Below are 25,273 nucleotides of genomic sequence, written 5' to 3' on the forward strand. Positions count from 1 at the left end.
GGGGTCAGGACGCGGGCGCGGCCGGCTGGCTCGCCATGTAGGTGGGCAGCCAGCCCTCGTGCGCCGCGGTGAGGTCGGCGAGCGATATGGTCTCGCCGCCGGGCAGGGTCAAACGGCCGGAGCCCACGACGCCGACCGAGGCCGCCGCCACGCCCTGGGCCGCGGCGGCCGAGAGCAGGTCGGTGGCCGCCTCCGGCCGCACCGCCAGCAGGTAGCGGGCCTGATCCTCGCCGAACAGGTAGGCGTGGGGCGCGAGGTCCACCGGCACGTCGGAGAGCGCCGCGCCGATCCGGCCCGCCATCGCCATCTCGGCGAGCGCCACCGCGAGACCGCCATCCGCGAGGTCGTGGACCGTGTCGACGGTGCCCGCCTGGATCAGGCCGCGGACGAAATCGCCGTTGCGGCGCTCCAGCGCGAGGTCGACGGGCGGCGGCGCACCCTCCTCACGGTTCTCGATCACCGACAGGTAAGCCGACTGGCCGAGCCAGCCCTCGCTCGCCCCGATCAGCACCAGCACGTCGCCCGCGCGCTTGAGGGCGATCGTCGCGTGGCGCGCCACGTCGTCGAGCACGCCGACGCCGCCGATGGTCGGGGTCGGCAGGATGCCGACGCCGTTGGTCTCGTTGTAGAGCGAGACGTTGCCGGACACGACCGGGAAGTCCAGCGCCCGGCAGGCCTCGCCGATGCCCTGGAGGCAGCCGACGAGCTGGCCCATCACCTCGGGCTTCTCGGGGTTGCCGAAGTTCAGGTTGTCGGTGATCGCGAGCGGCTTGCCGCCCACCGCCGTGATGTTGCGCCACGCCTCGGCCACGGCCTGCCGGCCGCCCTCGACCGGGTCGGCCTCGCAGTAGCGCGGGGTGACGTCGCAGGTCAGCGCCAGCCCCTTCGGCCCGTCCTCGACCCGCACGATGGCGGCGTCGCCGCCGGGCTTCTGCACGGTGTTGCCTAAGATGAAGTGGTCGTACTGCTCGAACACCCAGCGCTTCGAGGCGAGGTCGGGGGAGCCGACGAGGCGCTTGAGCGCGTCGGTGAGCGAGGCCGGGGCCGCGACATCGGCGGCCGCGATCACCGGCTGGTGCGTGTTGGCGAGGTGCGGGCGGTCGTAGAGCGGGGCCTCGTCGCCCAGCTCCTTGATCGGCAGGTCGGCCACGGTCTCGCCGTGCCACTTGATGACGAAGCGCAGCGTGTCGGTGGTCCGCCCGATCACCGCGAAGTCGAGGCCCCACTTCACGAAGATCGCCTCGGCCTCGGCCTCCATGCCGGGCTTGAGCACCATGAGCATGCGCTCCTGGCTCTCCGAGAGCATCATCTCGTAGGGAGTCATGCCCTCCTCACGGGCCGGCACCTTGTCGATGTCGAGCTCGACGCCGAGGTCGCCCTTGGCGCCCATCTCCACCGCCGAGCAGGTCAGGCCGGCGGCGCCCATGTCCTGGATGGCGATGACCGCGCCGGACGCCATCAGCTCCAGGCAGGCTTCCAGCAGCAGCTTCTCGGCGAAGGGGTCGCCGACCTGCACGGTCGGGCGCTTCGACTCGGAGGCCTCGTCGAACTCGGCCGACGCCATGGTGGCGCCGTGGATGCCGTCGCGGCCGGTCTTGGAGCCGAGATAGACGATCGGGTTCCCGACGCCGGCCGCGGCCGCGTAGAAGATGCCGTCGGTGCGGGCGAGGCCCACCGCCATGGCGTTGACCAGGATGTTGCCGTCGTAGCGCTTGTGGAAGCCGGTCAGGCCACCGACGGTGGGCACGCCGAAGGAATTGCCGTAGCCGCCGACGCCCGCGACCACGCCGGAGACGAGGCTGCGGGTGCGCGGGTGGTCGGGGGAGCCGAAGCGCAGGGCGTTGAGCGCCGCGATCGGCCGCGCGCCCATGGTGAAGACGTCGCGCAGGATGCCGCCCACGCCGGTCGCCGCGCCCTGGTAGGGCTCGATGTAGCTCGGGTGGTTGTGGCTCTCCATCTTGAAGACGCAGGCGTGGCCGTCGCCGATGTCGATGACGCCCGCGTTCTCGCCCGGCCCCTGGATCACCCACGGCGCCGAGGTCGGCAGCCCGCGCAGGTGCTTGCGCGAGGACTTGTAGGAACAGTGCTCGTTCCACATGGCCGAGACGATGCCGAGCTCGGTCAGCGTCGGGTCGCGCCCGATCAGGCCGCGGAAGCGCTCGTACTCGTCCGGCGTCAGGCCGTGCTGGGCCACGAGCTCGGGGGTGATCGGAACGTCGTTGCGGAACATGGGCGGTCTCGACGAGGGCGGTTCGGGAGCCCCGGCAGGGCCCTCGACCCGATACGCGACCCGAACCGGGGCGCGCGCGGCGACGGTGACGGATTAGTGCGTTCCGCCACCGCGTTGCAATACGCCGGCACGGCTCGCCGTGTATGGGTGCCGGTCACGCGGCCGGCGGATGGGCCAGAAAATCGGCGATCGCCGCCACGAACTTGTCGCCGTAGGCCTCCCGCTTGCGCTCGCCGACCCCGTGGACCGTGCGCAGTGCCCAGAGATCGACCGGCTTCTGGCGGGCCATCTCGATCAGCGTCCGGTCCGGGAAGACCATGAAGGCCGCGATGCCCTCGGCCCGGGCCAGCGTGGCGCGCAGGCCGCGCAGGTGCTGGAACAGCGCCTCGTCGGTCTCCGACAGCGCGATCTCGCCGTCCTCGCGGGGGGCGGCCCGGCGACGCTCGCGGGATTCGGCCTTCGGCTCCGGGTCGGGGCGGAGCTGGACCGGCTCCCGGCCGAACAGGATCGCCTCGCCCTTCTCGGTCATGGACAGGCCGCCGTAGCCGTCGGCGTTCTCGGCGATCGCCCCGGCCGCGAAGAGCTGGCGCAGGATCGCCCGCCAGGCCGCGACCGGCTTGTCGGATCCGACCCCGAAGGTCTTGAGGCTCGCGTGGCCGTTGCGGCGGATCTGCTCGCTCTCCTTCCCGTGGACCACGTCGCAGACATAGGCCGCGCCGAAGCGCTGGCCGGTGCGCACGATGGCCGAGAGGATCTTCTGGGCCGAGACCGTCCCGTCCACGAGGGTCACGCCGCCGCGGCACAGGTCGCAGCGGCCGCAGGGCTCGCTCGCCTCGCCGAAATAGGCGAGCAGCGACTGGCGGCGGCAGGCGGCGCCCTCGCACAGGGTGATCATCGCCTCGAGCTTGCGCCGCTCGACCCGGCGGCGGTCGTCGGAGATCTCCTTCTCGTCGATCTGGCGGCGGCGGAGCGCCATGTCGTCGAGGCCGTAGAGGGTCAGCGTGTCGGCGGGCAGCCCGTCGCGGCCGGCGCGGCCGATCTCCTGGTAGTAGCCCTCGACGTTGTTGGGCATGTCGGCGTGGCAGACGAAGCGCACGTCCGGCTTGTTGATGCCCATGCCGAAGGCCACCGTGGCGGTCATCACCACCCCGTCCTCCTGCAGGAACCGGTCCTGGTTCGCCATCCGCGTCGCCTGGTCGAGGCCGGCATGGTAGGGCAGGGCGTCGAACCCGTCCTTCTTGAGGGTCTCGGCCAGCTGCTCGGTGCGCTTGCGCGACGAGCAGTAGATGATCCCGCTCTCCGCCCTTCGGTGCTTGAGGAACCGCTCGATCTGCCGGGCCGGGTTGTCCTTGGGCTGGAAGGTCAGCCGGATGTTCGGCCGGTCGAAGGAGTGGACGAAGATCTTCGGCGGCCGGCCCTGCGGGAACAGGCGCTCGGCGATCTCGGCGCGGGTCGCGGCGTCGGCGGTGGCGGTGAGCGCCAGGGTCTGGACGTTGCCCAGCGCCGTCCGGGCGCGGGCGATCTCGCGGTACTCGGGCCGGAAATCGTGCCCCCATTGCGAGACGCAGTGGGCCTCGTCGACGGCGAGCCGCCGGACGCCGGCCCCGCGCAGGGCCTCGATGCAGCCGTCCATCAGCAGGCGCTCGGGGGAGACAAACAGCAGCCGCAGGTCGCCCGAGCGCAGGTTGCGCCAGGTCTCGCGGGACTCGGATTCCGCCACCGTCGAGTTGAGGGTCGCGGCCTGGATGCCGACGCTGCGCATCTGCTGCACCTGATCGTGCATCAGCGCGATCAGGGGCGAGACCACCACGGTGAGCCCCGGATCGACCAGGGCCGGGAGCTGGTAGGTCATGGACTTGCCGGAGCCCGTGGGCATGACGGCGAACACGTCGGCGCCGTCCAGCACCGCGCCGATCACCTCGTCCTGGCCGGGCCGGAAATCCTCGTAGCCGAACGTCTTTTTCAGCGCGGCGCGGGCCTCGTCGAGGCGGGTCATCGGGATCCTTGATCGGGGTTCGGGCCGCCCTTGCGGCGGAGGTGTGTAGACACTAGCCTCCCGGTGTCTACACGGGGGCCGCCATGCCGCTCAACATCCGCAGCGAAGAGGTGAATCAGCTCGCCGAGAAGCTGGCATCGCGGGCCGGCGTGAGCAAGACCGAGGCGGTGCGACTCGCGCTCACGAACGAGCTGGAGCGGCGGGAGTCGTGCCTGCCCCTTGCAGAACGGCTGAAGCCCCTCCTCGACAGGATGGATGCCGTGCCGCGCACGGGCCTTGAGGCCGACAAGGCATTCTACGACAGCCTGAACGACGAGTGATGTTCGTCGACGCCTCGGCCCTCGTGGCGATCCTGACCGCGGAAGCGGAGCGTTCTACTCTGCTGAGCCGCCTCGACGGTGCGGTGGACCCTCTTACCTCAGGCCTCGCCGTCTTCGAAACGGCGATCGCGGTGGCCCGCAAGACGGCGATGTCCGTCGCCGACGCCGAGGCGCAGGTCGCGGAATTCATCCGCGTCGTAGGTCTGCGAATCGTCCCCATCGCCGAGGCCGAGACCGCCCTGGCCCTCGCGGCCCATGCCCGCTACGGCAAGGGCCGCCACCCGGCGCGGCTGAACCTCGGCGACTGCTTTGCCTATGCCTGCGCGCGGGTGCACGGCGTGCCGCTGCTCTACGTCGGCGACGATTTCCCGCAGACCGACATCCGCTCGGCCCTCGGCTGACCGCCCCGTCCGCGTCTGCTGTCGGATCGAGGAGCTCGGCACCCTCGTCTTTGCGAGCGAAGCGAAGCAACCCGGTAGCGCCACATCCGCTCAGGTCGCGCCACCCGGGGTCACCTCGCTGCGCTCGTGATGACGGCGAGCGGGGCCTCAGCCGCCGTGGAACTCGGCCACGTGCTGGGCGACGATCGCGTCGAAGGACGCGTCCGCCCGGAAGCCCAGGGCCAGCGCCGCCTCGGGCTCGAACGCCTCCGGCCAGGAGCCGACGATCCGCGCGATGGTGGCGTCGGGTTCGCGCCGGATCAGCGCCACGGCCCTGTCGCCCGCCGCGCGGCGCAGGGCCTCAATCTCCTCGGCGACGGTCGCCGAGACGCCCGGCATGGTCAGGCTGATCCGGGGCCCGATCGCCGCGAGGTCGAGCCCGGCGGCGTGGATGAGGAAGCCCACCGCCGCGGCGGGACTGGCGAACCAGTGCCGCACCGTGTCGGGCACCGGCAGGATCGCCTCCTGGCCGGCGAGCGGCTCGCGGATGATGCCCGAGAAGAAGCCCGAGGCCGCCTTGTTGGGCTTGCCCGGCCGCACGCAGATCGTCGGCAGCCGCAGGCCGATCCCGTCGAGGAAGCCGCGGCGCGCGTAGTCGGCGAGCATCAGCTCGCCCATGGCCTTCTGGACCCCGTACGAGGAGGCGGGGCGCAGGATGTGGTCGTCCGGGATGACCTTGGGGAAGGGCGGGCCGAACACCGCCAGCGAGGAGGTGAAGACCAGCTTGGGCCGGTAGCCGTCCGCCGCGTTGGCCGCGCGGATCGCGTCGAGGAGCAGGCGCGTGCCGTCGAGATTGACCCGGTAGCCGAGTTCGAGGTTCGCCTCGGCCTCGCCCGAGACCACGGCGGCGAGGTGGAAGATCACCCCCGGCCGCTCGGCGATGGCGGCCTCGGCGGCGCCCGGCGCCGTGAGGTCGGCGGCCTCGGCCCGCACCGGGCCGGAGAAGCCCTCCGGCGCCGCGGGCGGCACCACGTCGAGCAGGGTGAGGGCGGTGAGCGGCTGCCCGCCGACCCGGCCGTCCTTGACCAGGGCGTCCATGAGGCGGCGGCCGATCATGCCGGCGGCGCCGAGAATCAGGGCGTGCATCGAAAACCTCCGTCGGGGTGTGGCGTCAGGCCATCATGTCGAGGGCGCGGCCGAAGAAGTCCGGACCGCCGAAATTGCCGGATTTCAGGGCGAGCAGCATCGGCTCGGGCCGTCCCGCGGTGCGCAGGACGGGAACGCCCGCGGCGATCTCCGGACCGAGCAGGAAGGCGGTGAGCCCCAGCCGGTCGACCACCGCGCCGGAGGTCTCGCCGCCGGCGACCACGAGCCGGCGGACGCCGCGGGCGACGAGGCCCTCGGCCCTCGGCGATCGCCGCCAGCGCCGCCTCGATGGCGTGGCCGGCCGCGTCGACCCCGTGGGCGGCCTGGAGCGCGCGGACCGCCTCGGGCGGGGCCGAGGTGGCGATCAGCACCGGGCCCGAAGCGAGGTGCTCATCCGCGAAGTTCAGGGCCTCCGCCACCACGTCGTCACCCGCGAGCAGCCGCGCCGGGTCGAGGCGCAGCACCGGCATGATCTTTTCCGCGGCGGCGACCTGCTGGAGCGTCGCCTGCGAGCAGCTGCCGGCGAGGCAGGCCGAGGTCCCGCCCACGGGCTCGCCGACCGCCGCCCCAGCGGCATCCGTCGTGCCGCGCCCGTCGGCGACCAGGGCCCGTGCGAGCCCGAGCCCGAGGCCGGACGCGCCGACCGAGAACTTGCGGCCGACGATCGCCCGGCCGAGCACTTCGAGGTCGCTGTCGAAGATCGCGTCCGCGATGGCCGCGCCCTTGCCCTCTTCGGCCAGGGCGTCGAGGCGGGCGGCCACGGCCTCCGCGCCCCGCGCGACCGTGGCGGTGTCGATCAGGCCGACGGGGCTGCCGCTCTGGCGCCCCAGCACGCGCACGAGGTTGGCGTCGCGCATCGGGTTGAGCGGGTGGTCCTTGAGCGGGCTCTCGTTCAGCGGCACCGCGCCCACGAACAGGTTGCCCTGGTAGACGCTCCGGCCCGTCTCCGGGAAGGCGGGGGTCACGAGCGCGATCGCCTCGCCGGCCTCCGCCCGCAGGGCATCCATCACCGGGCCGATATTGCCCGCATCGGTCGAGTCGAAGGTCGAGCAGACCTTGAACATCACGTGGGCCGCGCCCCGGGCTCGCAGCCAGGCTTCCGCCTCACGGGAGCGCGCCACGGCCTGCTCGGCGGGAATCGAGCGGCTCTTGAGCGCCACCACCACCGCGTCGGCCTCCGGCAGGGCGCGGTTCTCCTCAGGCACGCCGATGGTCTGGATCGTGCGCAAACCTGCCTTGGTCAACGTGTTGGCGAGGTCCGAGGCCCCCGTGTAGTCGTCGGCGACGCATCCCAGCGCGAGGCTCATCGGGCGCTCTCCTTGTAGGCGGCGAGCCAGCCGAGGCCCGCAACGGTGTCGGCGGCCGGGATGTACTCGCAGCCGACGAAGCCGCGGTAGCCGAGCCGGTCCAGCTCGTCGAACAGGAAAAAGTCGGCCACCTCGCCCGTGCCCGGCTCGTGCCGCTCGGGCACGCTCGCGGTCTGGACATGGCCGACGATCGGCATCAGGTCGCGCAGCCGCACGGTCACGTCGCCGTGCAGGATCTGGCAATGGTAGAGGTCGAACTGGAGCTTCAGGTTCGGCAGGGCGAGCTCGCGGATCAGGTCGGCCGCCCGGCCGAAATCGTTGAGGAAGTAGCCCGGTATGTTGCGGCCGTTGATCGGCTCCAGGACGAGGTCGAGGCCGGCCGGCGCCAGCCGCTCCGCCGTCCAGGTCACGGCCCGGCGGTAGGATTCGACCGCCTTCGGATCGTCCCAGGGGGCGAGGCCGGCCATGAGATGAAGCCGGCCGACGCCGGTCGCCTCGGCGTAGCGCAGCGCGGTGTCGACACCGGCCTTCAGCTCGTCGAACCGCTCGGGGAAGGCCGCGATCCCGCGCTCGCCCTGGGCGAAGTCGCCCGGCGGCAGGTTGAACAGGGCCTGGGTCAGGCCGCTCGCCCGGAGCCGCGCGCCGATGTCTTCCGGCGCATGCTCGTAGGGGAACAGGAACTCGACGGCGTCGAACCCGGCGCGGGCCGCGGCCTCGAACCGGTCGAGGAACGGCACCTCGTTGAACATCAGGCTCAGGTTGGCGGCAAAGCGCGGCATTCTTCTGGAACTCCCTGCCCGGTTCTCGACACCTGTTCGATCCGCTGAGCGGACCGTCGTCCAACCCAAACCCCTCATCCTGAGGTGCCGGAGCACAGCGGAGGCCTCGAAGGAGACCTCCGGTCAGCACCGCGATCCCTGGAGCCCTCCTTCGAGGCCCGCTGGCGCGGGCACCTCAGGATGAGGGCGAGGATGGGATCTGCGGTGATTACTTCGTCCCCGGCAGCGTCGCCCCCGAGACCTGCGCGTAGAGCCGCGCCACCGAGGCGTCGTCGTCCCGGCCCATGCCGGCGCCCGAGGCCATCAGGAACATCTGCAGGGCCGCCGCCGCCACCGGGACCGGGTACTTCTCGGCCCGGGCCATGTCCTGCACGATGCCGAGATCTTTGACGAAGATGTCGACCGCGCTCTTCGGGCTGTAGTCGGCGTCGAGGATGTGCGGCACCCGGTTCTCGAACATCCACGAATTGCCGGCCGACTTGGTGATCACCTCGTAGACGCGCCGGAGGTCGAGCCCCTGCTTGGCCGCGAAGGCCATCGCCTCGCAGGCGGCGGCGATGTGCACGCCCGCGAGCAGCTGGTTGATCATCTTGAAGGCCGCGCCCTGGCCGGCCGCGTCGCCGAGCTCGTAGAGCGTGCCCGCCATGGCCTCGAGGGCGGGCCGCGCCCTGGCGAAGGCCGCCGCCGAGCCCGAGGCCAGGAAGGTCAGGCCGCCGTCCGCGGCGCGGGCGGCGCCGCCGCTCATCGGGGCATCGAGATAGTGGCGGCCGGTGGCCTCCAGCCGCGCCGCCAGGGCCCGGGCGACGGCCGGGTCCATGGTGGCGGAGGAGACGAACACCGCGCCCTCCGGCATCGCGGCGGCGGCGCCGGTCTCGCCGAACAGCACCGCCTCGGTCTGGGCGGCGTTGACCACCACGCTCACCACCACGTCGGCGTCCCGCGCCGCCTCGGCGGGGTTCGCGGCGGCCCGCCCGCCGGCCGTCGCGAAGCGCGCCACCGCCTCCGGGTTCACGTCGCAGGCCGCGACGGAGAAGCCCGCCCGCAGGAGCGAGCCGGCCATGCCGGAGCCCATGGATCCCAGGCCGATCACCGCGGCGCGGTGTGTTGCGTTGGTCATCGGGGGCGGCTCCTGCATGAAGGGGAGGGCGCCTCAGCGTCACCGCGTGAGGCGCGGGCCCCCTCGCCCGTGCGGGCGAGGGGGCAGGTCGTGCCTGGATCGGCGCGTCAGCGGTTGACCATCCGGGCCGGCGTGACGAACACGCAGACCGAGCCGATCACCAGCATCGCGGCCAGCGCGTACATGCCGGCGGCGGTGCTGCCGGTGGCGTCGCGCAGCGCCCCGATCACGTAGGGGCTGACGAAGCCGGCAAGGTTCCCCACCGAGTTGATCAGCGCGATCCCGGCCGCCGCGCCGGCGCCGCTCAGGAAGGCGGTGGGCAGCGACCAGAACAGGGGCGAGCAGGTCAGCACGCCGGCCGCCGCCACCGAGAGCGCCGCCACCGCGATCGTGGTCGAGCCCGCACTGGCCGAGACCACGAAACCGACGGCGCCGAGCAGCGCCGGGATGATCAGGTGCCAGCGGCGCTCGCGCATCCGGTCGGCGGAGAGGCCCAGCAGGACCATCACGATCGCCGCGCACAGGAACGGGATCGCGCTGATCAGGCCGATGTTGAAGTTGCCCTGCACGCCGGACGCCTTGACGATGGTGGGCATCCAGAAGGTCAGGCCGTACTGCCCGGTGACGAAGGCGAAGTAGATCAGGCTCATGAACCACACGCGGCCGTTGCGGAACACGGTGGCGATCGAGTGCGGGCTCGATTCCTTGCCGTGGTTGTCGGCGGCGATGTCGCGCTCGAGGAGCTGCTTCTCGGGCTCGCTCAGCCACGTCGCCTCGGACGGGCGGTTGTCGAGGTAGAGGAACACGGCGACGCCGATCAGCACCGCCGGCACCGCCTCGATCAGGAACATCCACTGCCAGCCGGACAGGCCGTGGGCGCCGTTGAGCGCGTCCATGATCCAGCCCGACAGGGGATTGCCGAAGATGCCCGAGATCGGGATCGCCGCCATGAACACCGCGATCACCTTGGCCCGGCGATGGGCCGGGAACCACGAGGTCGTGTAGAGGATCACGCCCGGGTAGAAGCCGGCCTCGGCGAGACCCAGCAGGAAGCGCATCCCGTAGAAGCTCCACTCGGAGTTCACGAACAGGAACGCCCCGGAGATCACCCCCCAGGTGATCATGATCCGGGCGATCCAGACCCGCGCACCCACCCGGTGCAGGATCACGTTCGAGGGCACCTCGAACAGGAAGTAGCCGAGGAAGAAGATGCCGGCGCCGAGCCCGTAGACCGTCTCGGAGAACTTCAGCTCCTGGGACATCTGGAGCTTGGCGAAGCCGACATTCACCCGGTCGAGATACGCCACCACGTAGCAGAGCATCAGGAACGGCACGAGGCGCCAGAACACCTTCGCGTAGGTGCGGTCGGCGAAGGACTTCTCGTCCGCGGCTGCGGGGGCGCCCCCCAGCGGGGCGGCTTGGACCGGCATGGCGTGCTCCCTGGTCCGGGCCACCGGGCCGTCGGACCTTCGTCTTCACCGCTCGTCGGGGCGGCGCTGGGGCGGTGCCATATCGCCTTTTGGCAGCGCTGCCAATCCGGTTGTGCGAGATAATGCAGGTCGCTATGTCGGTGACGGGCGATGACGATGAGGGGCGCGACGGGCCCCCTCTCCCGTGCGGGAGAGGGTCGGGGTGGGGGACGAGAGGCTTCAGGATGGGGCACGTCATCGACGTGCATTCCGTTCGAGGCTCTTCCGGGAAGGTCGCATCCCTCACCCTGTCCCTCTCCCGCACGGGAGAGGGAACCCGCGCCCGTCCGGAACCGTCCGGGTCATGAGCGATCTCATCGCACGACAAACCGCGCCGGGAGAGCGGGGCCATGGACGACATCCAGACGCCGGGAAGGCTCGTGACCCTCACCGACGTCGCCCGCGAGGCCGGGGTCGGCGAGAGCACGGTCTCGCGGGTCCTGCGCAACCACGGCTCCTATTCCAAGCGCGCCGGCGAGCGGGTCGCGGAGGCGGTGGCCCGGCTCGGCTACGTTCCGAACCGGCTCGCGGGCAGCCTCGCCGGCCAGGGGGCGAGCGCGCGGCTCGTCGGGGTCGTGATCCCGTCGCTCGCCAACGTGGTCTTCCCCGACCTGCTGCGCGGCCTGACCGCCGCCCTCGACGCCGCCGGCATCCCCTGCGTGATCGGCGTCAGCGACTACGACCCGGACCGGGAGGAGGCGCTCGCCGCCGCGCTCCTGTCCTGGCGGCCGGCGGCGCTGCTGCTCACCGGGCTGGAGCACAATCCCGGCACCGTCGCCCTCGCCAGGGCCGGGGGCGTGCGCGTGGTCGAGATGATCGACACGGACGGGGCGGGGATCGACGCCGTGGTGGGCTTCTCCAACCGGGCCGTGGGGGCGGCGAGCGCCCGCCACCTCGTCGCGCGCGGCTACCGGCGGATCGCCTATCTCGGCCACGACCTCGCGGTCGACCTGCGGGCGGGCAAGCGGCTCGCCGGGTTCGAGGCCGCGCTCGGGGAGGCGGGGCTGGCGCTCCGGGCCCGGGAGATCCGGCCGGGCCCGTCCTCGCCGGCCTCGGGCCGGGCCGGGCTGGAGGCGCTGCTGGCGCGCGCGCCCGATCTCGACGCGGTCTACTTCTCCAACGACGACATGGCGCTCGGCGGCTACTTCGCCTGCCTGTCGGCGGGGCTGGCGGTGCCCGGACGGATCGCCCTGTTCGGCTTCAACGGGCTCGACTTCGCGGCGGCGATGCCCCAGCCCCTCTCGACGGTGCGCACGCCGCGCCTGGAGATCGGCCGGCGGGCCGCCGCCTGCCTGAACGATCAAGGCCCGAAAAAAATCGATCTCGGATTCGAGCTGATCGAGGGAGCGACCGCATGAGCGACGAGAGCCGGCTGCGCGAGGAGATCTGCCGCTACGGCCGCTCGCTGTTCGAGCGCGGCCTGACGCCGGGCTCGTCCGGCAACATCTCGCTGCGCCTGCCCGACGGCGGCTGGCTGGTGACGCCGACCAACGCGTCGCTCGGCTTCCTCGACCCGGCGCGGATCGCGCGGCTGAACGATGCGGGACGGCTGGTCTCCGGAGACAAGCCCACCAAGGAGATCCCGCTGCACAGCGCGCTCTACGAGAGCCGGAGCGAGGCGAAGGCGATCGTCCACCTGCACTCGACCCACGCGGTGGCGGTGTCGATGCTGCCGGAGATCGACCCGCGGCAGGTGCTGCCGCCGCTGACGCCCTACTACCTGATGCGGACCGGCGGCACGGCGCTGGTGCCCTATTACCGCCCCGGCGACCCGGCCGTGGCGGACGCGATCCGGGGGCTCGCGGGGAGGTACAGCGCGGTGCTGCTCGCCAATCACGGCCCGGTGGTGGCCGGCGACAGCCTGGAGGGCGCGGTCTTCGCCACCGAGGAGCTGGAGGAGACCGCCAAGCTCTACCTGCTGCTGCGCAACCTCAACCCGCGGCAGCTGAGCCCCGGGCAGGTGGCCGATCTGGTGAGCCATTTCGGCCTGACCCTGCCGGAGCCGGACGACCATGCCGGGCACGTTCACGGGTGAGGGCGGTGGGTCCGCTCTCCCATCAAACCACCTCATCCTGAGGTGCGAGCGCAGCGAGCCTCGAAGGAGCCCTCCAGACGCCGCCGCGATCCCTGGAGCCCTCCTTCGAGGCCTCCGCGACGCTCCGGCACCTCAAGATGAGGGGGAGGATGGGGCCTGCGGTGGTCTGCGCCTCACCCCTCGATCTTCGCGAACTCCGCCACCTCCCGCGTCGCGGCGCGGAGCGCGTTGAGCAGAGCCAAGCGGTTCTCGCGGAGCTTCGGGTCGGGCGCGTTGACGGTCACGTCCTGGAAGAACGCGTCCACCGGCGCGCGCAGCGTCGAGAGCGCCTGCATGGCGCCGGCGAAATCCTCGCGGGCGACGGACGCCGAGGCGGTCTCCCGCGCCCTCGCCAGGGCCTCGGCCAGCGCCCGCTCGGCCGGCTCGCCCGCGGCCGCGAGGGCGGCGTCCGGCGCGGCATCGTAGGCGCGGCCGTCCTTCTTCTCCTCGATCCGCAGGATGTTGGCCGCGCGCTTGTAGCCCGCGAGCAGGTTCTTCCCGTCCTCGGTGTCGAGGAAGGTCGCGAGCGCCTCGACGCGGCGCACGACCATCAGCAGGTCGTCCTGGCCGGGGAGGGCGAAGACGGCGTCGATCAGGTCGTGGCGGGCGCCCTGGTCGCGGAGATAGACCTTGAGGCGATCGGCGAAGAAGGCGAGGAGATCCTTCGCATCCGCGCCGGCCCGCTCGGCGAGGCCGCGATCCGCCGCGCCGACCTGCTCCAGCAGGCGCAGGCGCAGGCCGCGGTCGAGGATCAGCCGGATCACGCCCAGGGCCGCCCGGCGCAGGGCGAACGGGTCCTTGCTCCCCGTGGGCTTCTCGTCGATCGCCCAGAACCCCGCGAGCGTGTCGAGCTTGTCGGCCAGCGCCACCGCGATCGCGACCGGGTCGCTCGGCACCCGGTCGGAGGGGCCGAGCGGCTTGTAGTGCTCCTCGATCGCCGCGCAGACGCTGTCGTGCTCGCCCTGGAGCGCCGCGTATTTCCGGCCCATCAGGCCCTGGAGCTCGGGGAACTCGCCGACCATCTCGGTGACGAGGTCGGCCTTGGCGAGGCGCGCGGCGCGCTCGGCCAGCGCCGGGTCGGCCCCCACCAGCGGCGCGAGGTCCTTCGCCAGGGCGGCGATGCGGGCGATCCGCTCGCCCTGCGTGCCGAGCTTCTCGTGGAAGACGATGGCGTCGAGCTTGGGCAGCCGGTCTTCCAGGCGGGTCGCCTTGTCGGTCTCCCAGAAGAACTTCGCGTCCGAGAGGCGCGCCCGGACCACCCGCTCGTTGCCGGCGGTGATCGCTTGGCCGCCGTCGGAGGCCACGAGGTTCGAGACCAGGATGAAGGCCGGCGCCAGATCGTCCGAGCCGCCCTTGCGCAGCACGAAGCACTTCTGATTCGCCCGGATCGTCGCGCGGATCGCCTCGGCGGGGATGTCGAGGAAAGCCTCGTCGAACGAGCCCATCAGCACGACCGGCCATTCCACGAGGCCCGACACCTCCTCCAGCAGGCCCTCGTCCTCGACGAGATCGAGGCCGCGGGCGAAGGCGAGGTCGCGGGCATCGTGCAGGATCACGTCCTTGCGCCGCTCAGGGTCGAGGACGACTCTCGCCCGCTCCAGCGCCTGGATGTAGTCGTCGAACCGGCGCACCTCGATCGCCTCGGGGGCCAGAAACCGGTGGCCGTAGGTGACCGTGCCGGCCGCGATCCCGCCGACCGAGAACGGCACGACCTCCGGGGTCTCGGTCTCCGGCCCGAAGGTGGCGACGATCGACTGCAGCGGGCGCACCCAGCGCAAGGAGCCCGGCTCGGCCGAGGCCGCGCCCCAGCGCATGGATTTCGGCCAGGGGAAGCTCTTGATGATCTCGGGCAGGAGCTCGGCCAGCACGTCCAGCGTCTCGCGGCCGGGGCGCTCGATCACCGCGAGGTAGAACTCGCCCTTCTTGGGATCGGTGACGGTCGTGGCCTGGTCGAGGCTCGCCAGCCCCGCGCCCTTCAGGAAGCCCTGGACGGCCGCCTCGGGGGCGCCGACCCGGGGCCCTCGGCGCTCCTCGCGCACGGCCTCGCCCCGGGCCGGCAGGCCGGCGATGTGGAGCGTCAGCCGGCGCGGCGTCGAGAACGCCTTGGCGCCCTCGTACAGGAAGCCGCGCGCCACGAGGGCGTCGGTGACGAGCTTCTTGAGATCCTCCGCCGCGCGCCGCTGCATGCGGGCGGGGATCTCTTCCGAGCGGAGTTCGAGCAGGAGGTCGGGCATGGGGCGGCCATATCGCCGCGCCGCACACCTGTCGAGGGTCGGAGCGCGGGGCTCAGTGCGACTCGCCCTTGAGGATGGTCGAGAGCTGCCACTTGCGGTCGCCGATCGCGTGCGCGTCGGAGACCCGCCAGCCGCCATCCTCGCGCACGAGATCGTACACGATGACGTTGGCGCCGTTGCCGCCCTTGCGCTCGACGGTGACCTTCGCCTGGTCCTTGCCCTCGGTGGCCTCCTTGAAGGTCAGGTTCTTCACCGTGTCGGGCTTCAGGGGCTCGCCGTTCAAGCGGTAGTCGAAGTCGAGGTTGCCGGTGGCGCCGTTGGCCTGCTTCGCGTCGGCGTCGAACAGGCCCTGCAGGCGCTTCGAGTACACGGAGGAGTGATTCGGGTGCGGCTCGGCGTAGAGCTTCTTGACCGTGGCCTCAGGTCCGGGATCGGCCGCCAGCGCGGGGGCGAGGCCGAATCCGAGGAGGCTGAGGGCGAGGATCGTCTTCTTCATCGCGTGGTTCCCGCGTCTGCGGACGCGCCGAGGCGCGCCGGTTGGCGGGGGTTGCAACGCACGAGGGCTCAAGGGGCTCCGCGATGGGGGCTGCGCCGTCATCGCGCGCGCAGCGAACCGCGGCGCGCACGGCCTCGGTCGAAGCGCCTCACGCCCCCCCGGCGGCGGTCCTCAACCACGCCGCCCCGCAGGCCTTGGCCAAGTCCCGGACCCGCAGGATGTAGCTCTGGCGCTCCGTCACCGAGATCACGCCGCGCGCGTCGAGAAGGTTGAAGACGTGGCTCGCCTTGATGCACTGGTCGTAGGCCGGCTGCGCCATGCGGTGGCGCTCGCCCTCCGCGCCCGGCGCGCCCGCCGCGAGGTAGGACCGGCAGGCGGCCTCCGCGTCGGTGAACTGGCGGAACAGCATGGCGGTGTCGGCCGCCTCGAAGTTGTGGCGGGAGTACTCCTGCTCGGCCTGCAGGAACACGTCCCCGTAGGTGATCCGGTCGGCGCCCTCGGCGCCGTTGAAGTCGAGGTCGTAGACGTTCTCGACGCCCTGGACGTACATGGCCAGCCGCTCCAGCCCGTAGGTCAGCTCGCCCGCCACCGGCGCGCACTCGAAGCCCGCGACCTGCTGGAAGTAGGTGAACTGGCTGACCTCCATCCCGTCGCACCAGCATTCCCAGCCGAGCCCCCAGGCGCCGAGCGTCGGGCTCTCCCAGTCGTCCTCGACGAAGCGGATGTCATGGAGCTTCAGGTCGACGCCGATGGCGGCCAGCGAGGCGAGGTAGAGCTCCTGCAGGTTCGGCGGGTTCGGCTTCAGGATCACCTGGAACTGGTAATAGTGCTGGAGCCGGTTGGGGTTCTCGCCGTAGCGGCCGTCCTTGGGCCGGCGCGAGGGCTGGACATAGGCCGCCTTCCAGGGCTTCGGGCCCAGCGCCCGCAGGGTCGTGGCCGGGTGGAACGTGCCGGCGCCGACCTCCATGTCGTAGGGCTGGAGGATCACGCAGCCCTGCGCCGCCCAGAATTCCTGAAGCGTCAGGATCAGACCCTGGAAGGATTTTTTCTCGGACATCGGTCTCGGCGGCTCGGGATCGCGCGGCGGCTCGGGCCGCCGGCGGGCCGGTTTAGGTGCGGGCGGCCGGGGGTGCAAGCAGCGGCGCGCGGCGGGGATGTCGGGTGACGGCGAACCGGTGAAGGGCCCTCGGCGCGGGCGGCGCGGCTTGCCTGCCCGGGCCGAATGATGATCCGATCCCGCCGCCCCGGCGGAGAGACGCGGAGAGAATCATGGATACTGGCCTCGCGATCCGTCCGATCGGTCCCGGCGACCGGGACGCTTGGCTGCCGCTCTGGCGGGGCTACCAGGCCTTCTACAAGGTCGACCTGTCGGACGCCGTCACGGACACGACCTGGCAGCGCCTCAACGATCCGGCCGAGCCGGTGGACGGCGCCCTGGCTTGGCGCGGCGCCGAGGCGGTCGGGCTCGTTCACCACATCCGCCACCGCTCGGCCTGGACGATCGGCGATTACTGCTACCTCCAGGACCTGTTCGTGGCGGACGGCACCCGCGGGCTCGGGATCGGCCGCCGGCTGATCGAGCACGTCTACGCGGCCGCGCAGGCCGCCGGGTGCTCGCGCGTCCACTGGCTGACGCACGAGACCAACGCGGACGCGATGCAGCTCTACGACCGGATCGCCGAGAGATCCGGCTTCGTGCAGTACCGCAGGATCCTCTGAGCGCCGTCGCCCCGCGTGCGCCGGGACACCCAAGCGTGGCGGTTTTTGGGCAATAAACCGGAACCGCCGAGCTGACGGCCAAGTTATCAGCGCAACAGGGGATCTCGGCACCTCAGCGCTGCCGAATACAGAACGCTCGGACCACCCGTCATGTTCAATGCTCGCACCCGCAACACCTTCGGCCGCAAGAACATCGCCGTCTTCGCCGCGCTCGCCATCTCGTCGCTGGCGGCCACGCCCTTCGTGATGAGCGCCAGCCGCGCGCTCGCCACCTCCGAGGACCAGCCGGTGGCCGCGACCCTGCGGGTCGAGCCGGTGGAGGTCGCCCCCGTGGCGGCGGCGAGGGCCGAGCCGACCTGCCGGCACAAGGTGCGGGTGGTCTACAGCGGCTACGGCCAGCCGGCGGACGGCTGCGCCGCCCACTGACGGCCCGTCGACGGCCGCGCCCGCGGGACCGTCGCCTAGCCGTGGGCCGGCGCGGTCCCGGCCAGACGCTTGAGATGGAGCTCCTCCAGGTCGATCTCCGTCTCCAGCTGCCGCAGCACCGAGCTGTGGATCCGGTCCTGCCGGTGCAGGTCGATCAGGGCCGACCGGCCCGACCGCACCGCGAGCAGCGCGGCGGCGAAGTGCTCGGTCTTCTCGGCTTCCAGCGCCGTCCGCTCGTCGCGGTCCCGCGAAGTCGCCCGCACCCGGCGGCGGTACTCCTCCACGAGGCGCGGGTGCTGCAGCGCTCCGGTCTCGGAGAACACCAAGCCCTCCAGGGCGGCGAGCCCGGCCTCGTTCACGACCACGCGGGCCATGGGCGCGTCGAGATGGCCGTCGGGGAGGTGCGCCGCGGGGTCGAGGCGCAGCCGCCGGATCAGCGGCCCCAGGGTCGTGCCCTGCACCAGCACGGTGAACAGGATCACCGCGAAGGCCGCGACCAGGATCGCGTCGCGGCCGGGGAAGTCCACCGGCAGCGCCAGCGCGGCCGCCAGGGTCACGACCCCGCGCATGCCGGCCCAGCCGACGATCAGCGGCATGGCCGGGCTCGGGGACGGTTCCTGCGCGCGGAACCGCGGCGACAGGAGCCGCCGCAGGTAGACGGCGGGGAACACCCAGAGCAGGCGGGCGAGGACGCAGGTCGCGGTGACGGCGAGCGCCAGCGGCATCTCCGCCGAGAGCGCCCCCAGCTGGCCGCCGGTCCGCGCCAGCACGCCGCGGAGCGCCAGCCCGATCAGCACGAAGACCAGGGCCTCCAGCACGAAGACCACGAATTCCCACACCGCCACGGAGTGGCGGCGGGCATGCGCGTCGAAGGTCTCGTGCTCCCGGCCGCCCATCATCAGCCCGCAGGCCACCACGGCCAGGACGCCGGAGGCGTGGACCTCCTCGGCCGCGAGGTAGGCGACGTAGGCGGCGAGGAAGCTCAGCACCGTGATGGCGTTGGCGTCGTGCATCCGCCGCATCACGAGGGTCACCGCCACCCCGCAGGCGATCCCGACCGCGACGCCCGCCACCGCGAGCCACGCGAAGCTGCCGGCCGCCGCCCAGGCGCTGAAGCTGCCGGTCAGCGCGGCCGCCACGGCGAAGCGGTAGAGCACGAGGCCCGAGGCGTCGTTGACGAGGCTCTCGCCCTCCAGGACCGTGATCATCCGGCGGGGCAGGGCGACGCGGGCCAGCACCGCCTTGGCGGCCACCGCGTCCGGCGGCGAGACGATGGCGCCCAGCGCGAAGCAGGCGGCCCAGGGCAAGGCCGGCGCCACCGCGTGGGCGACGAGCCCGACCACGAGGGTCGTGAACAGGACCGCGCCGAGGGACAGGGACAGGATCGGGCCGAGGCTCGCCCGGAAGTCGCGCCAGACGGTGAAGTAGGCGGATTCCAGCAGGAGCGGCGGCAGGAACAGGACCATGATCAGGTCCGGATCGAGGTCGAAGGCCGGCAGGCCCGGGACCACTGCCAGCGCCATGCCGCCGACGACGAGGGCCGCGGCCGGCGGGAAGCCCAGGCGCCCGGCCGCCAGCGACAGCAGCAGGGCCGCGCCGAGAAGGCCGAGGATCAGCTCGAACAGGGCCACGGATGTCATCGATCGATCAGCCTCGGCGCCGGAACTCCGGCAAGCGCGGCCGTTCTAGGACGTTTCCGGGTCGGATGAATACCGGGTCGGCCGAGGGTTCGCCGAGGGCCGCGGTGCGGGCCGCGAACTAGAGCGCCCCCTCGCGCACCGCGCCCGGATCGGCCAGCGCGTGCAGGATGCGCGCCGCGCTGTGGGCGAAGCGCAGCGTCACGGCCTTGCGGCGGGCGCCGCTCAGCGGGTGCTCGGGCGGCTCCCGCAGGATCCCGGCCCCGTAGGCGTCGGCGACGATCAGGCCGCACTCCTCCGGGATCAGCGACTCGGGCACGTCCTCCGGGATGGCGAAGAAGAACCGGTCGCAGAAGTCGCGGTAATCCGGCCATTTCCGGTCGGCGCGGAAATCGGCCACGCTCGACTTGATCTCCACGATGGTGAGCTTGCCGGCGCCGCAGAGCGCGATCACGTCGGCGCGGCGGCCGTTGACGAGGGAGAATTCCGGCAGGGTGACGCAGCCCATCTCGGAGAACAGCCGGCGCACGCCGCGCTGGATACGCAGGGCCGTGGGCGATTGCCGCCGGTCGGGCGGCAGCAGCGCCTCAACGGACGGGGGCGCGGAATCGGGAAGGCCGAGGGAAGCGGACATCGAGCTCGGGGATTGCGTCTGCGGGTGCGTCTGTACCGAATCGGGACATCCTGCCAAGTCGCGCCCGGTCCGTCACCTGCGGCGCGGCATCGCTCCACGGCATCGCCCAGCGGCGATCACCCGAGGCAGGCCCGGATCGCGTCGAACCCGTCGGTCAAGGCAGCCGGGCCGGGCTGGAGGATCAGCGGCGACTTGATCTCGTGGATGCGCCCGTCGCGCACCGCCGGGACCGCCGCCCAGCCCGGCCGGGACCGGATCCGCTCGACATTGACCCGCTTGCCGCACCACGAGGCGAGGATCACGTCGGGCGCGGCCGCGATCACCTGCTCGGCGGTGACGATCCGGTCCCTCGCGGCCGGCTGGCGGCTCAGATCCGGAAAGACGTCCCGGCCGCCCGCGAGGCCGATCAGGTCCGAGACCCAGCCAATGCCGGAGATCATCGGCGCGTCCCACTCCTCGAAGTAGACCCGCGGGGGCGGCCGGTCCCGCACCTCCGCGGCGGCGGCGGCCAGCCGCGCCTCGAAGCCCGCCGCCAGGGTCTCGGCCCGCTCCGGCAGGCCCACGAGGGCGCCGAGCGTGCGCACCATCGCGAGGCAGCCCGCCACGTCGCGCTGGTTGAACAGGTGCACCGCCACGCCCGCGCGGGCGAGGTCGGCGACGATGCCGGCCTGGAGGTCCGAGAAGGCCAGGACGAGGTCCGGCGCCAGCGCCAGGATCTTCGGGATGTCCGCGCTGGTGAAGGCGGAGACGCGCGGCTTCTCCCGGCGGACCCGGGGCGGGCGCACCGCGTAGCCCGAGACGCCGACGATCCTGTCCTCCGCGCCCAGGAGGTACAGGGTCTCGACCGTCTCCTCGGTGAGGCAGACGATCCGCTCGGGCGGGAAGCGGCGCATCAGCGGTCGCGCCGGATCGTCGGCCGATCCGGATTCATCGGTCGAGCCAGGTGAGCAGCCCGGCCCCGGGGGCCAGCAGCACGAAGGCCCAGACCAGGGCGGAGGCGACGTTGGCCAGCTGGAACGGCAGCCGCGCCAGGCCGAGGATCCCGGCGAAGAGCGGGACCAGCGCGCGGGCCGGCCCGAAGAAGCGCCCCAGCGCCACCGCGGCGATGCCCCAGCGGCCGATGAAGGCCTCGGCCTTGGCCATCAGCTCGGGATAGCGCCGCAGCGGCCACTTGGTCTTCGCCCCCGGCCCGAGCCAGCGCCCGGCCTCGTAGGAGATCCAGTCCCCGAGGGCGGCCCCCAGGGCCGCGGCGATCACCACGGGCCAGAACGGGATGTCGGCGCCGCCGACGAGGGCCCCGATGCCGACCAGGATGACGGTCGCCGGCACGAACAGCGACAGGACCGCGATCGACTCGCAGAAGGCGAGGCCGCCGGCGATGACGGGGGTCCAGGCCTTATGCGCCTCCACGAAGGCGAGGGTCGCGGTGCGCAGGGCTTCGATGTCCATGGGGCTCCGAACGGGGCTCTGGGGGCAGGGGGAGGGTCGGTCCCATCTGAGGCGCGCGGGGGAGGGCGGCAAGGGACAGGGGTGCGGCCGGCGCGGGAACCGGCTAACCGTAGCGGGACAACAAGCGAGTCCCGCGTTGAACGTCCTGTCGATCCAGTCCCACGTCGCCTACGGCCATGTCGGCAACGCCTCGGCGGTGTTCCCGATGCAGCGGCTCGGGGTCGAGGTCTGGCCGGTCCACACGGTGCAGTTCTCCAACCACACCGGCTACGGGGCGTGGCGCGGCCCCGTCTTCGACGCGGCGACGATCCGCGAGGTGGTGCGCGGCATCGGCGAGCGCGGGGTCCTGGGCCGGTGCGACGCGGTGCTGTCGGGCTACATGGGCTCGGCCGAGATCGGCGCCGCGATCCTGGAGGCGGTGGACGCCGTGCGGGCGGCGAACCCGCGGGCGCTCTACTGCTGCGACCCGGTGATCGGCGACGTCGAGGAGGGCGTCTACGTGCGGCCCGGCATCGAGGCGTTCCTGCGCGCGCGCGCGGTCCCGGCGGCCGACATCCTCACCCCCAACCAGTTCGAGCTCGGCCTCCTCACCGGCCTGCCGAGCGGCACCCTGGCGGAGGCCGGGGCCGCGATCGCGGCGCTCCGGGCGCGCGGGCCGCGGGTGGTCCTGGTCACCTCGGCGCTCTGCGCCGACACGCCCGCCGACAGCATCGACCTGCTCGCGGGCGCGGAGGGGCGGGTGTTCCGGGTCCGGACGCCGCGGCTCGCCATCGCGGTGAACGGGGCGGGCGACTGCATCGCGGCGCTGTTCCTGGTGCACTACGCCCGGACCGGCTCGGCCGAGGCGGCGCTCGGCGCGGCGGCGGCCTCGATCTACGGGCTGCTGAAGCGCACCGCCGAGGCGGGGTCGCGGGAGATCCTGACGGTGGCCGCGCAGGAGGAATACGTGAACCCGAGCGCGCGGTTTCCGGTCGAGGCGGTCTGAGGCGCCCCCGGCAAACCGCTCCGTCCAAGTCCGCAGAGAGCAGCAAGGATCAACACGATGGCGCGCCGCTTCGTCACCCTCGACGTGTTCACCGAGCGGAGGCTCGCCGGCAATCCCCTCGCCGTAGTGCTCGACGGGGAGGGGCTCGACACCGCCGCCATGCAGGCCGTCGCGCGGGAGTTCAACCTGTCGGAGACGGTCTTCGTCCTGCCGCCCCGGGAGGCCCGGCACCGGGCGTCGCTGCGCATCTTCACCCCCGCCCGGGAGCTGCCCTTCGCCGGGCACCCGACGGTGGGCACCGCCGTGCTGCTGGCGCTGCAGGACCCGACCCGGGGCGACGCCCGGGCCTTCGGCCTGGAGGAGGGGATCGGAATCGTCCCCTGCGTGGTCGAGACCCTGGCGGACGGGACCGGCGGCCGGGCCCGGTTCCGGCTCCCTCTCCTGCCGGACTATCTCGGTCCCGGCCCCGACCCCGCCGCGCTGGCGCGGCTCCTCGGCCTCGAGCCCGGCGACATCGGCACCGGCCGGCACGCGCCGAGCCGCCACGGCGTGGGGCCGACCTTCACCTGCGTGCCGGTGGCCTCGGTCGCCGCCCTCGACGCCGCCCGCCCGGCGCAGGCGCCCGATCCGGCCGACGGGCTCTACCTCTACACCCCGGATCCCGAAGGCACCGGCCAGAGCTGGCGCGTCCGCATGTTCGCGCCGAATCTGGGTGTGTCGGAGGATCCCGCCACCGGCTCGGCGGCCTCCGCCTTCGCGGGGGTGCTGATGCAGTTCGAGGCGCTGGGCGACGGCACCCACGACGTGGCGATCCGTCAGGGCGAGGCGATGGGGCGGCCGAGCGACATCGCGCTCCAGCTCACGATCGCGGCCGGCGCCCTGCAGGGCGTCGAGATCGGCGGCGCCGCCGTGATCCTGTCGGACGGCACCCTGCATGTCTGACGGCGTCTCCGACGGCTTCCGGATCACCCGCGTCGCGGACGTGGTGGCGCGGTTCGTGGACCACGACTGGGCCTTCCCCCGGGCGCACGCGGCCGCCATCGCGGCCCACTGGCAGGCCCGGCTGCGGCGCAGCCCCGGCATGTTCAACGGGACCGTCCTGCTGTGCTGCGACCACGCCGTTTCCGACGGGGTCGCCCGCCTCGACCTGTTCGCGACGCGCTACGCGACCTTCACCTACTACCGGGAGGTGCCCCACGCCGAGGCCGGCATCGCCAACGCCTTCGCGGCGATCGTGCCCTGGACGGCGGACGGTGCCGTCCTGCTCGGCGAGATGGGCGCCCACACGGCCAATGCCGGCCAGCTCTACTTCCCCTGCGGCACCCCGGATCCGGACGACGTGCGCGGCGCGCAGGTCGATCTCACCGGCAGCGCCGCCCGGGAACTCGCCGAGGAGACCGGCCTCGCGCTGCCGGACGAGGCCGAGACAGACTGGGTGCTGCTGGAGGGGGAGGGCCAGCTCGCCTTCCTCCGGCCTGTGCGCTTCCCCGAGCCGGCCGCGCGGCTCGTGGCCCGGATCGCCGACCATCTCGGCGCCGAGGCCGAGCCGGAACTCGCCCGGATGCACGTGGTGCGGGGCCGCGACGACATCGACGCCGCGCGGATGCCGGGCTTCGTGCGGGCCTACTTGGCGGACGCGTTCCCGCCCGCTCGCTGACCGCCGCGGCGCGCGGGGAAAGACATTCGTCTCCCCGCGCGGGTCGATCGGATGTCATCTCGCGCATCGACCGCGAGCAATACAGATTTTCTTTTCGTTGACCGCCCTGGCGCCAAGCATAAAATCGACCCTCCACAGAACAGCCCCGCACAACGCGGGCAGCGGATCGCGGCAGGCCTCATGCTCATCGGATCTCACGCGCGTCCCGGCGGCCGCCGGCTCGCCGGGGCGCTGCTCGCCGCCGCACTGACGCTGGCCACGACGACGCTGGCCGCGGTGACCGCCCACGCGGAGGCGGTCGTCCTGCGGGTCGGCGACCAGAAGGGCGGGAACCGGTCGCTCCTCGAGATCGCCGGCGACGCGAAGGATCTGCCCTACCGGATCGAATGGTCGGAATTCCCCGCCGCCGCGCCGATCCTGGAGGCGCTCAACGCCGGCGCCCTCGATGTCGGCTACACCGGCGACCTCTCCTTCCTAACCGCCGTCGCGGCCGGGGCGCCGATCAAGGCGATCGGCGGGACCAAGTCGGATCCGCGGACGCAGGCGATCCTGGTCCGCGCGGATTCGCCGATCCGCTCGGCCGCCGACCTGAAGGGGAAGCGGCTCGCCGGCACCCGCGGCGGCTGGGGCCAGTTCCTGATCAGCGCGACGCTGGAGAAGGCCAGGATCGCGCCGTCCGACGCCACCTTCGCGCCGCTCAACCCGGTCGACGCCAAGGTCGCGCTGATGGCCGGCTCGGTGGATGCCTGGGCGGTCTGGGAACCCTACGTCGCGTTCGCGACGCTCAAGGACAAGGCCCGGCCGATCGCGGACGGCGCGGGCCTCACGCCGACCATCACCTTCGTCGTCGCTTCGGACAGCGCCATCGCCACCAAGCGGGCGGCCCTGCAGGACTTCCTGAGCCGCCTGAACCGGGCGCGGCTCTGGTCGCTGGACCACCTCGACGCCTACGCCCGGAACACGGCCGCGCCGACCAAGCTGCCCGAGGACGTCCTGCGCGCGGCCTACACGGCGCAGCGGACCAGCCCGATCGCGCTCGACGCGGGCGTCGTGAGGGAGGTTCAGGCAGCCTCGGACCGGGCGACGCGGTACGGCATCCTGTCGAAGGCCCTCGACGTCGGGCGGGCCGTGGACCGGAGCTTCACGGCCGCGGCCTCGAACTGAAGGGGACGGTCGTCACGCCCCCCGCGATTTTTGCGGCGATGCGGGAGCTTCGCT

The 25,273-nt window shown here is 72.5% G+C and carries 23 protein-coding genes and 1 pseudogene; 10 read left to right on the forward strand and 14 right to left on the reverse strand.

The window, feature by feature from the left end:
* Nucleotides 1-4: 4 nt before the first annotated feature.
* Both purL and recQ read right to left on the reverse strand, forming a co-directional pair.
* The gene (gene purL / locus MOTC310_RS21995) at nt 5-2,230 is read right to left on the reverse strand and encodes a phosphoribosylformylglycinamidine synthase subunit PurL (protein WP_331303287.1); all 2,226 of its coding nucleotides are present in this window, start codon (nt 2,228-2,230) and stop codon (nt 5-7) included.
* A gap of 154 nt (nt 2,231-2,384) precedes the next feature.
* Entirely contained in the window at nt 2,385-4,226 is a 1,842-nt protein-coding gene (gene recQ / locus MOTC310_RS22000) for a DNA helicase RecQ (RefSeq protein ID WP_331291256.1), read from the reverse strand.
* Nucleotides 4,227-4,309: 83 nt separating this feature from the next.
* Here recQ and MOTC310_RS22005 point away from each other — a divergent pair, with 83 nt between their 5' ends.
* Together MOTC310_RS22005 and MOTC310_RS22010 are read left to right on the forward strand one after the other, a co-directional pair.
* A complete protein-coding gene (locus MOTC310_RS22005) occupies nt 4,310-4,546 on the forward strand; it encodes a type II toxin-antitoxin system VapB family antitoxin (RefSeq protein ID WP_331291257.1) in 237 nt (78 codons plus the stop codon).
* Entirely contained in the window at nt 4,546-4,947 is a 402-nt protein-coding gene (locus tag MOTC310_RS22010) for a type II toxin-antitoxin system VapC family toxin (RefSeq protein ID WP_331303288.1), read from the forward strand. The genes MOTC310_RS22005 and MOTC310_RS22010 overlap by 1 nt, the downstream gene beginning before the upstream one ends.
* A gap of 147 nt (nt 4,948-5,094) precedes the next feature.
* Here the strand turns inward: MOTC310_RS22010 and denD are convergent, their stop codons facing one another.
* The 5 genes and pseudogenes from denD to MOTC310_RS22035 all read right to left on the reverse strand — a co-directional run bounded on the left by denD (nt 5,095) and on the right by MOTC310_RS22035 (nt 10,705).
* Nucleotides 5,095-6,072 carry a D-erythronate dehydrogenase gene (gene denD, locus MOTC310_RS22015; RefSeq protein ID WP_331303289.1) on the reverse strand — a complete coding sequence of 326 codons (978 nt, stop codon included), beginning with the start codon at nt 6,070-6,072 and terminating at the stop codon, nt 5,095-5,097.
* Between the two features lie 25 nt (nt 6,073-6,097).
* Nucleotides 6,098-7,379, reverse strand: a pseudogene (gene otnK, locus MOTC310_RS22020) (3-oxo-tetronate kinase).
* Nucleotides 7,376-8,158 (reverse strand): 2-oxo-tetronate isomerase, encoded by a 783-nt coding sequence (otnI, locus tag MOTC310_RS22025; protein ID WP_331303290.1) that lies wholly within the window; start codon nt 8,156-8,158, stop codon nt 7,376-7,378. Before otnI ends, otnK begins: the two are co-directional and overlap by 4 nt.
* Before the next feature lie 208 nt (nt 8,159-8,366).
* Nucleotides 8,367-9,275 carry an L-threonate dehydrogenase gene (gene ltnD / locus MOTC310_RS22030; RefSeq protein WP_331303291.1) on the reverse strand — a complete coding sequence of 303 codons (909 nt, stop codon included), beginning with the start codon at nt 9,273-9,275 and terminating at the stop codon, nt 8,367-8,369.
* A 107-nt stretch (nt 9,276-9,382) separates the two neighbouring features.
* A complete protein-coding gene (locus MOTC310_RS22035; protein WP_331291262.1) occupies nt 9,383-10,705 on the reverse strand; it encodes an MFS transporter in 1,323 nt (440 codons plus the stop codon).
* Between the two features lie 389 nt (nt 10,706-11,094).
* Between MOTC310_RS22035 and MOTC310_RS22040 the strand changes: the two genes are divergently transcribed.
* Both MOTC310_RS22040 and otnC read left to right on the forward strand, forming a co-directional pair.
* Entirely contained in the window at nt 11,095-12,102 is a 1,008-nt protein-coding gene (locus MOTC310_RS22040) for a LacI family DNA-binding transcriptional regulator (RefSeq protein WP_331291264.1), read from the forward strand.
* The gene (otnC, locus tag MOTC310_RS22045) at nt 12,099-12,779 is read left to right on the forward strand and encodes a 3-oxo-tetronate 4-phosphate decarboxylase (protein ID WP_331303292.1); all 681 of its coding nucleotides are present in this window, start codon (nt 12,099-12,101) and stop codon (nt 12,777-12,779) included. The genes MOTC310_RS22040 and otnC overlap by 4 nt, the downstream gene beginning before the upstream one ends.
* A 173-nt stretch (nt 12,780-12,952) precedes the next feature.
* Here otnC and glyS read toward each other — a convergent pair whose 3' ends face one another.
* The 3 genes from glyS to MOTC310_RS22060 all read right to left on the reverse strand — a co-directional run bounded on the left by glyS (nt 12,953) and on the right by MOTC310_RS22060 (nt 16,605).
* Nucleotides 12,953-15,052: a glycine--tRNA ligase subunit beta gene (glyS, locus tag MOTC310_RS22050; RefSeq protein WP_331303293.1), complete on the reverse strand. Its 2,100-nt coding sequence runs from the start codon at nt 15,050-15,052 to the stop codon at nt 12,953-12,955.
* Nucleotides 15,053-15,104: 52 nt separating this feature from the next.
* Nucleotides 15,105-15,548, reverse strand: a complete 444-nt coding sequence (locus MOTC310_RS22055; RefSeq protein WP_331303294.1) for a hypothetical protein — start codon at nt 15,546-15,548, stop codon at nt 15,105-15,107.
* A gap of 148 nt (nt 15,549-15,696) precedes the next feature.
* Nucleotides 15,697-16,605, reverse strand: a complete 909-nt coding sequence (locus MOTC310_RS22060) for a glycine--tRNA ligase subunit alpha (protein ID WP_331303295.1) — start codon at nt 16,603-16,605, stop codon at nt 15,697-15,699.
* Between the two features lie 212 nt (nt 16,606-16,817).
* Here MOTC310_RS22060 and MOTC310_RS22065 point away from each other — a divergent pair, with 212 nt between their 5' ends.
* Both MOTC310_RS22065 and MOTC310_RS22070 read left to right on the forward strand, forming a co-directional pair.
* A complete protein-coding gene (locus MOTC310_RS22065) occupies nt 16,818-17,267 on the forward strand; it encodes a GNAT family N-acetyltransferase (RefSeq protein ID WP_331303296.1) in 450 nt (149 codons plus the stop codon).
* Nucleotides 17,268-17,417: 150 nt separating this feature from the next.
* Nucleotides 17,418-17,693, forward strand: a complete 276-nt coding sequence (locus MOTC310_RS22070) for a hypothetical protein (protein ID WP_331291271.1) — start codon at nt 17,418-17,420, stop codon at nt 17,691-17,693.
* A 35-nt stretch (nt 17,694-17,728) separates the two neighbouring features.
* Here MOTC310_RS22070 and MOTC310_RS22075 read toward each other — a convergent pair whose 3' ends face one another.
* The 4 genes from MOTC310_RS22075 to MOTC310_RS22090 all read right to left on the reverse strand — a co-directional run bounded on the left by MOTC310_RS22075 (nt 17,729) and on the right by MOTC310_RS22090 (nt 21,413).
* Nucleotides 17,729-19,333 carry a Na+/H+ antiporter gene (locus tag MOTC310_RS22075; RefSeq protein WP_331303297.1) on the reverse strand — a complete coding sequence of 535 codons (1,605 nt, stop codon included), beginning with the start codon at nt 19,331-19,333 and terminating at the stop codon, nt 17,729-17,731.
* Between the two features lie 118 nt (nt 19,334-19,451).
* Nucleotides 19,452-19,964 (reverse strand): MmcB family DNA repair protein, encoded by a 513-nt coding sequence (locus MOTC310_RS22080; protein WP_273562923.1) that lies wholly within the window; start codon nt 19,962-19,964, stop codon nt 19,452-19,454.
* A gap of 116 nt (nt 19,965-20,080) precedes the next feature.
* The gene (locus MOTC310_RS22085) at nt 20,081-20,857 is read right to left on the reverse strand and encodes a cobalamin-binding protein (RefSeq protein WP_331303298.1); all 777 of its coding nucleotides are present in this window, start codon (nt 20,855-20,857) and stop codon (nt 20,081-20,083) included.
* Nucleotides 20,858-20,891: 34 nt separating this feature from the next.
* A complete protein-coding gene (locus tag MOTC310_RS22090; RefSeq protein WP_331291274.1) occupies nt 20,892-21,413 on the reverse strand; it encodes a DedA family protein in 522 nt (173 codons plus the stop codon).
* A 136-nt stretch (nt 21,414-21,549) separates the two neighbouring features.
* On the opposite strand from MOTC310_RS22090, the gene pdxY reads away from it, so the two are divergent.
* The 4 genes from pdxY (at nt 21,550) to MOTC310_RS22110 (ending at nt 25,219) form a co-directional block, all read left to right on the forward strand.
* A complete protein-coding gene (gene pdxY, locus MOTC310_RS22095) occupies nt 21,550-22,398 on the forward strand; it encodes a pyridoxal kinase PdxY (RefSeq protein WP_331303299.1) in 849 nt (282 codons plus the stop codon).
* Nucleotides 22,399-22,455: 57 nt separating this feature from the next.
* Nucleotides 22,456-23,340: a PhzF family phenazine biosynthesis protein gene (locus tag MOTC310_RS22100; protein ID WP_331291276.1), complete on the forward strand. Its 885-nt coding sequence runs from the start codon at nt 22,456-22,458 to the stop codon at nt 23,338-23,340.
* On the forward strand, nt 23,333-24,055 hold the full coding sequence (locus tag MOTC310_RS22105; RefSeq protein ID WP_331303300.1) for an NUDIX hydrolase: 723 nt from the start codon (nt 23,333-23,335) through the stop codon (nt 24,053-24,055). The genes MOTC310_RS22100 and MOTC310_RS22105 overlap by 8 nt, the downstream gene beginning before the upstream one ends.
* A gap of 180 nt (nt 24,056-24,235) precedes the next feature.
* The gene (locus tag MOTC310_RS22110) at nt 24,236-25,219 is read left to right on the forward strand and encodes an ABC transporter substrate-binding protein (protein ID WP_331303301.1); all 984 of its coding nucleotides are present in this window, start codon (nt 24,236-24,238) and stop codon (nt 25,217-25,219) included.
* The last annotated feature ends 54 nt before the right edge of the window (nt 25,220-25,273 follow it).

It is taken from the genome of Methylobacterium oryzae, from assembly GCF_036441375.1.
GTDB classification, from domain to species: domain Bacteria; phylum Pseudomonadota; class Alphaproteobacteria; order Rhizobiales; family Beijerinckiaceae; genus Methylobacterium; species Methylobacterium oryzae_A.